This is a genomic window from Stenomitos frigidus ULC18 (assembly GCF_003003795.1).
Lineage (GTDB): Bacteria > Cyanobacteriota > Cyanobacteriia > Leptolyngbyales > Leptolyngbyaceae > Stenomitos > Stenomitos frigidus_A.
Map to the genome: position 1 here is coordinate 73,413 of NZ_PVWK01000056.1, position 7,066 is coordinate 80,478.

6 protein-coding genes are annotated in these 7,066 nt (G+C 53.0%); 1 reads left to right on the forward strand and 5 read right to left on the reverse strand.

What is annotated here, in order from left to right; genetic code table 11:
- Positions 1–44: 44 nt before the first annotated feature.
- From C7B82_RS09945 to C7B82_RS09960, 4 genes are all read right to left on the reverse strand, one after another.
- Positions 45–1,289, reverse strand: coding sequence for an outer membrane beta-barrel protein (locus C7B82_RS09945; protein ID WP_106256140.1), 1,245 nt, complete (start codon positions 1,287–1,289; stop codon positions 45–47).
- 117 nt (positions 1,290–1,406) lie between these two features.
- Entirely contained in the window at positions 1,407–2,504 is a 1,098-nt protein-coding gene (locus C7B82_RS09950) for a FecR family protein (RefSeq protein ID WP_106256141.1), read from the reverse strand.
- A gap of 223 nt (positions 2,505–2,727) precedes the next feature.
- Positions 2,728–3,894, reverse strand: a complete 1,167-nt coding sequence (locus C7B82_RS09955; RefSeq protein ID WP_106256142.1) for a DUF1822 family protein — start codon at positions 3,892–3,894, stop codon at positions 2,728–2,730.
- Between the two features lie 6 nt (positions 3,895–3,900).
- A complete protein-coding gene (locus tag C7B82_RS09960; RefSeq protein ID WP_106256143.1) occupies positions 3,901–5,097 on the reverse strand; it encodes a sigma-70 family RNA polymerase sigma factor in 1,197 nt (398 codons plus the stop codon).
- Positions 5,098–5,479: 382 nt separating this feature from the next.
- Between C7B82_RS09960 and C7B82_RS09965 the strand changes: the two genes are divergently transcribed.
- Entirely contained in the window at positions 5,480–6,070 is a 591-nt protein-coding gene (locus C7B82_RS09965) for a hypothetical protein (RefSeq protein WP_106256144.1), read from the forward strand.
- A 270-nt stretch (positions 6,071–6,340) separates the two neighbouring features.
- Here C7B82_RS09965 and C7B82_RS09970 read toward each other — a convergent pair whose 3' ends face one another.
- Entirely contained in the window at positions 6,341–6,982 is a 642-nt protein-coding gene (locus C7B82_RS09970; RefSeq protein WP_245939816.1) for a putative bifunctional diguanylate cyclase/phosphodiesterase, read from the reverse strand.
- Between the last annotated feature and the right edge of the window lie 84 nt (positions 6,983–7,066).

Consider the following 7,066-nt stretch of genomic DNA (forward strand, 5'->3'; position numbering starts at 1 on the left):
TCGGGATGTTCGATGGAACATCTCGAAAGACAGATGACACAACCTCAACGACCGAACGGTATATTCATACCGATGACGACTCCGATCGATACATTATTGACCTCTATCGCGCTATTAGACGAATTGCCAAAGAGATAAGAGACTGAACCCGCAATGAAGAGATTGGGATTAATGCTGTACGTTGCAGTCGCGCTGATCTGGTGCTCTGTATCGAAGCGATCGGCATCCGTAAAGTTTTTGAACGTCAGACGGTAATCCAATGCACCTTGGAAACTTGGCGTAAAGTCGTATCGCAAGCGCGCGCCCAACGTATTGGCAACGCGACTCTGATCCGTTGGATTCGTGAAACTGGCACGCAGGTTGTAAAACGAATCCAACCGCAATTGTTTGCCTAGTTGATCTTGCCGTCCCACCGTGAAAGCAACGGCATTGTCCAACAGCAGACGCTGACCGCTACCATCTCGGAAAAGCTGTTCGTTCACCCAACCCAACTGGGCATACATTTGGGACGTTAAGCGCTGCTGGATGCCGACGTTGAAATTGAGGACGTTGTAATTAAAATCTCCTTCGGTGGCAAAGCGAATGGTTCCACCCCCTGCTGACGCGACTAAACGAGTAGTAGGCCCTAATTTGGGTGTTGCCAGTAGGAGCCCAGTGTTGGAAAACACAACATCACTTGGTTGGAAGGTTTCTAAGGCAGAGATGTTGGAACTGGAGAAGATGCCCGATCGCAGCAAGAGCTGCACATCCGGCTGAGGGCGAGACGTCGGTTGCTGAGATGGACGTTGCAGGATACGCACTTCGCCCAGTTCAGCCTGAGTATCTTCAGGATTTAATGGCTCTGGCTTCTCATCTGCCTTCTCATCAATGGGATTAGTACCAGGCTCCGTCAAACCATCGATAGGGGACAGTTGTGCCAACCGCTGCTCCGGTGGTAAGAGGTCGATCGCAGACTGAGAAACTGAAGGCTGAGAAACCGGGTTCCGTGGCGGATCGGTTTCTGTCGCTAGTTGCGTTGGTACCAGAGCAACCGATTCTGCGATCGATGCAGAGTGTTGTTCTGCAGTGTTTCCGGCCTGCGGTGGAATGGTTTCTGGTGCCGCGATCGCCCTCAACTGTGGTGCCGTTGCGATAGCGGTGACGATCTCACGACTCGCCGCGCTGGGCGCAACATCAACGGGGACAGCATCCGTAGCGGTGTCTACTGTAGAGTTGGCAATGGCCGCATGGGCCGTCTGCCAGGGTGCCAGGGCTGTGAGGGGACAAAGGACAAGCAGGGAAACACGCATAGCGGCCTCAAGGGGCGAAGAGGTAAACGAACAGAGTCCAGACTTTCCCTGATTTCTGTTCTAAAAAGCAACAACCTTTCTGGTATGCCTGAAGGGCTCAACAACTAACAACTCCCGTCAAGGTTTTCCCTGGTTTCCGCCTTGGATCAAAATAACCGTGCCTGTGGGTTGGTTACCGCCTGTAGCAGGCGTACCTGTAGCAGGATTGTTACCAGCGTTGGGTGGAGTGGTGACGACAGGTACGGTGGGCTGAGTATTGATGGGAGGCTGCGTTGGTGGTGGTGTGGGCAACTGCCGTGGCGGGGTTGTTACCTCACGCCGATTTTGAAAGTCGCGTAGTGGATCATCGGCATCGGTGGTGATGCAATTTGCTGCTAACGTACTCCCGCTACCACGCCCATTCAGCGTACAAAGCCCTTCTAGCCAACGACTCTGTGCGTCTAAGGCTGCCAGAGTGTCCATACGAATGGTCTTCAAGGTTTGTTGGACGGGGGGACTTTCCTGCAAAACCGTTGCTTCCTGCCCCGGCCCCAGCCCGATCGCCAGATTGCTCGTTTGATAAAACGTCTTCAGGTCAAACGTTTGAACAGGCCCAAGCACGCCATTGACGATCGACACCGTTTGCCCACCGTTCAAAACCACCTGCCCCCCTTTAAGGTCAAAAACGGTAATGCTGCCGTTGGTGAGCGCAAACACATTGGTCGTGTTAGACGCCGCATCAAACCGCACAATCATCGCGAGACTCAGCGGTTGTATGGGAGGAGTCGCTGGCAGGGTCGGTGATGGAGGTGATGGAGAAGGCGATGGCGGCAACGCCTGTGCCAATACCTGCCCTCCGGGTGTTTCAACGCGAGTGCCGACCTTACCTGGAAGGCTTAAAATCAGTGCGGTGCCATTGCGGAGCTGAAAGCTACGGGTGCCTGGAATAAAGCGAAAGATCGCGTTGGCTCCGACTCGCGCCAGTGACCCTTCGTTAAACAACAGCTCGGCGCGCGATCGGGTCGCTGTTTTGATGGCATCCAGTGGCGCTAACGTGTCGGACAGTTTCGCCGGTCGCGGCGATTGATTATTCGGCAGTAGCTGTACTATGTTGACGAGCTTATACACTTCAGCACGGGTGAGCAGATCTGGTTGGGCTAGCAGTGGCGTTGCCCAGGCCATCCCGAAAAGACTGCTTGCCATCAAGCTCCAACGAAAGAATTTTAGCTGTGCCATAGGTTGACGGCTCCAGAGGCTGAACGGATCTTAATAAAAGGGGATTTCGTCTGTAGGAACGTTACATGTAACGTTCCTACAGACGAAATTTCAGCGCTACACACGACTGACAAGGACACATACATTCGAAAACGGTATTATCCAATTCACTCGTTGTAACCATGTTCAGTAAAGTATTGCTGCTATTTTTCTATGAAGAATTAAGTGGCGTCTCTAACGGAGCTTAGAATCGGAGAATTTCCCGATCGTACCCCTCTGGAATGGGTTCAACTTCCCAGACGATGCCTTCTCCAGGGGCGAGGGCAACTTCGACGAACAACTGCTCGATCGCCGTTGTAGCCGTATCCTCATTCTGCTCAAAGGGCTGCAAATCTTCTGTTGATAGCCGTAGCTTAAAGCCGCTGGGAATAACCCCACCGGGAGCTGTATTGCGAAGTGTAAAGCGCCAGGTGCATTCGTCTGGAGTGCCTTGAGAGCTAATTTGGAGCTCATAGGTTTGACCGGCGATCACCAACGTACGAGACAGTAGCACTGTAGAAGTGGTGTTCTCACCGCCTCGTGCACCGACCAGATCAGGCTGTTGTTCAAGCCGCTCCCAGCCAACCTGCTGCGCCAGCGTAGAAAGGCTCGACCCCAGCCATTGCCGCACTGATCGCGACTCAGGCAGTCCCTGTCGCCGTTCATAGAGGCGTTGTCGCCAGCCATCATGTGCCACCAGGGCACCCCAGAGTGGAAAGGGCACCTCCAGACGCGGCGTGATGACCGATGGATTCCCTAAACGTGTCAACAGGTTTTCTGCCTGTGCCAAATTGATGGCTGGTAAGGGTAAGATCGCCGCGCGGGTGGGTTCGGCACCCAACTGACGTGCTACCCAGAGGACGCTCAAATCTGGCATGATCGCGGGCTCTGTGAGGCAATAGGTGCGATCGCCTGCATCGTAGTGACCCTGCGCTTTAAGTTTACGGTGGGTTGTGTAGCCCCACATCTGAAGCCAACCATCCTCTGGTTCGACCTGAATCGCCAGGTAATAGTCGGCGCTCCAGGGCGGGATATCTACCCATTCTTGCGGGATGCGCCACTCGTCGCGATCGATCGTTTCGGTCGGTAGTAGCACGAGTCGTTCGGTTGTATTAAGTGTGAGTGCGGTGCCATTGACCAGCCCCCAAAAACCAGGCAGAGCATTGGTATTGGTCCAAACTGTTGCCTGAAGCTGACGGTCTTCCCGTAACCAGGGAAGCACTGTGTTTAGGCACAGTCGGTTGAGGTAAGCATCCCAGCGATCGCCAGCCCTAGCAAAGGACTGACTTTGTTGCCATGCCTGCTCACGGTCTGCGGCAGAAAACTCAAGCCGGAGTTGAGTGGGGTTTGAGAGAGTCAAATCAGCGGTCATAACGGGTTACTCCATCGTCGCAGCGTCATGGGGTTGGCTATAGTGACGCATGAGCCATTCTTCCAGCACGGTGCTGGTATAGGACAATACGTCTGACGAGAGCGGAATATGCAGGCTATCCTGACTCCACTGTGCCAATACCATGAGCAACGCTTCCCGTGCTCGGCTCAAACGACGCGAGACGGTGTACTGCTGGATCGCTAACGCTGCTGCCATCTGCTGCTGCGTAAAGGCCTGACCGTAATACATTTGGAGCAGCGATCGCGTGGGCTGATCAAAGTCCGCGATCGCGCTTTCTAGCACCGCATTCAATTGTCGTTGTTGCACCTGACGTTCCTGCTCTGCTTCCACCGCCATCAGATCGGCCAGCAGCGATTCGCTTTGGCTTTCGGGCACATCATCCAACAGTTCGCCGCTGTCCTGCCCCAGCTTCGGCGTATTGATGGACACCATTGCTGGGTTCAAGTAGGAACGAGCCGCTCTGGCGCTAGTCGTGAGCCACTTTTCGAGCGTTTCGGCTGTCACTGGCGGTGTGGCTGTCGGTCGTTCTTGGTTGTACTGATTAACGATCGCTTCCCAGGTATCAGCGTCTGGTTTGGGCAATGTGCGGTTGGCCGTTGCTTGAGTCGGTACATAATGCGTTTTAAAACACGTCCAGGCAAGCAGGTATTGCGCGATCGTGGCCTCACCCCAACCCGCATGGTGCAGTGCCTCAAGGAGGCGTTTTTGGCTGACTTTGCGCAACAGTCCCCAGTGGCTGCAAATGTCTACTTCCTGCCGTTGACGCAGGGTATCGCGAATCGTGCTGGTGAAAATCGCGCTGGCGTAGTTTTGAAGGCTAAAGCCCTGCTGTGGCTTAAAGCCTTTGAGGACTTTATTGACCTGAGCGATCGCGACTTGAAAGCAATCGGACAGCATGTACTGCTTTGTGGCAAAGCTAAGGATCGTTTTTTGCGCTGCCCAGTAGCAAGGTTCCTGTAAATAAGCGGAGAGATGAGCTTCGGGTAAACGGGCCGATTCCTGGTGCCAGCGTTTGTGCCAGTAGAGTGCCCAAAAGTTAGCAGCGTCTTGCTTGGATGATTGCTCAAGGCTCTGCTGCATGCTGCGTCGGAGTCTGGCATCGGTTGCCCAATGGTGCGGACGATCGGCGTCAAATTGCAGAAAGGTGGCAAAGATTTCCAGAATGTCTTGGCGAGCGCGCATCGTTTAACCGTCCACCCCCTGAGCGAGTACATCAAAAGAATTCACTAGCGGACGCAAAAATCCTGATTTTTCACCGACGCCTTGCACAAAGATTTCTTACGCGCACTGATTACATCTACCGACTGAAGCCTGATCAAACACCGAGGGTTGGGATCACGTCAGTAGTTTTTATTTGCATGGCCGCAATGGTATGGCCCAACGATGAAACGCCAGAGGCTTCACATAGGCGATCGTCCGGACTGCACTGCATAAAGTGACGATCGCAACGCTACAGAGATGTAGAGCGATCGCTGGATGAACTCTAACGATGCTGACACACAGACCATACACCCATGCATTACGCCCCATGAAACCTAACACATTTATATTTTTTCTTCTAGCCGTGGCTCTCGTGCCGGCGATCGCTGAATCAAAGCCTGCTCAGGCACAAGTCAATTTGTCTCAGCTTGTAACGGGTGGTTTCAATGCACCGTTTACCGCCACGCAACCACGCAACGCTCAAGCCAACATTGTGATCTCGGTACGGGACTTCAGCCCAACCGATGATTTTTGTGGCAGTAGCGTGAGCTTCTCGTTTGCTCGTCCTGGTAGCCTTAGCGATGGGTTCGACTTTTCTCATGCGGGTAGACAGTCGATTGGCTTTCCACACCCTGTTCGAAGCCTCACAGGGTCTGTAGGAGGCGCAACCACCTATTTTCAATTACCGGCTGGTGTCCGCAACCCTGACCTGATTGGTTGTGTGGATACCCAGCGTAATACGGTGTTCATTACCATCAAGCCCCAGCGTCAAGCTGCACCAACACAGCCACAGCCGCCACAGCCTGAGCCGTCTCTTCCACCCGCACAAACGCCTTCTATGCAGACCCCTCCCAACCGCTTGACACCGACTGTTCCGCAAACTCAAATACGGCTGCCGCAACAAAACCAGTCCTTTCCAGCAGGTGTGTCCCCCAACAATCAACCGATTCGCTAGGGGTTTAGCGATCATTAAGTATCAAAGTACCTGCCATACTTCGAGCAAAAGCTGTTGTTCCTTAACCCCAGCCTGGAGGCGACCACTCTCAATCTTGTTATGGATGACTGTTCTCGCTGGACGAATGACAGTCTATGGCATTCAGACTTCGGAGGTTTTGAAAACCTCCGAAGTCTTGGAGATTCGCTGAGAGGGCAAGAAGGCAGAGTAGAGGGTCGTGACGGGATGAGATGCTGCTAGCTATTCAACGGGCACTGAGCCCAGTTATTTCTAATGCGACGTTCTTTCTGCTTGAAGAAGACCTTCGATCGCGATGCTATCCAATGGCTTTGAGAAAAGGTAACCTTGCCCATTTTCACATTGCAATGCCTTTAAGTGGGCTAGTTGCTTCTCCGTTTCGACGCCCTCAGCTACAATGTCCAACCCCAGGTTCCACGCCAACTTCACAACAGTACGAATGATTTCCATTTTCTCAAGATCATTCTCGATATTGTTCACAAACGATCGATCGATTTTGAGCGTATCCACGGGAAAGCGGTGCAAGTAGCCTAAGGATGAGTAACCGGTGCCGAAATCATCGATCGACAGATGAATGCCCAAGGCTTGAAGCTTTTGTAGCATGATTGTTGCCGCTTCAGCATTTTCCATTACCGTGCTTTCTGTAATCTCTAGCTTCAAACTTTGAGCACTCAAGCCAGTCTCTTGCAAAATCTGCTGAATTTCAGCGACTAGATTGGGTTGAGCAAATTGTTTGCCGGAAATATTGACGCTAATCGTAAGCGGTGGATGGGTTGGAAATTCCACTTGCCATGCTTGCATCTGTCGGCAGGCTTCCCGTAGCACCCACCCACCCAGTGGCATAATCAGCCCAGTTTCTTCCGCTACGGGAATAAACTCCGCTGGGGAAAGCATCCCACGCGCATGTGTTTAGCGTTGTTGTACGGGAATCAGTAACCCGGAATCCTTGGATCGGTGTTTAAGGTGGAAGAAGCCGAT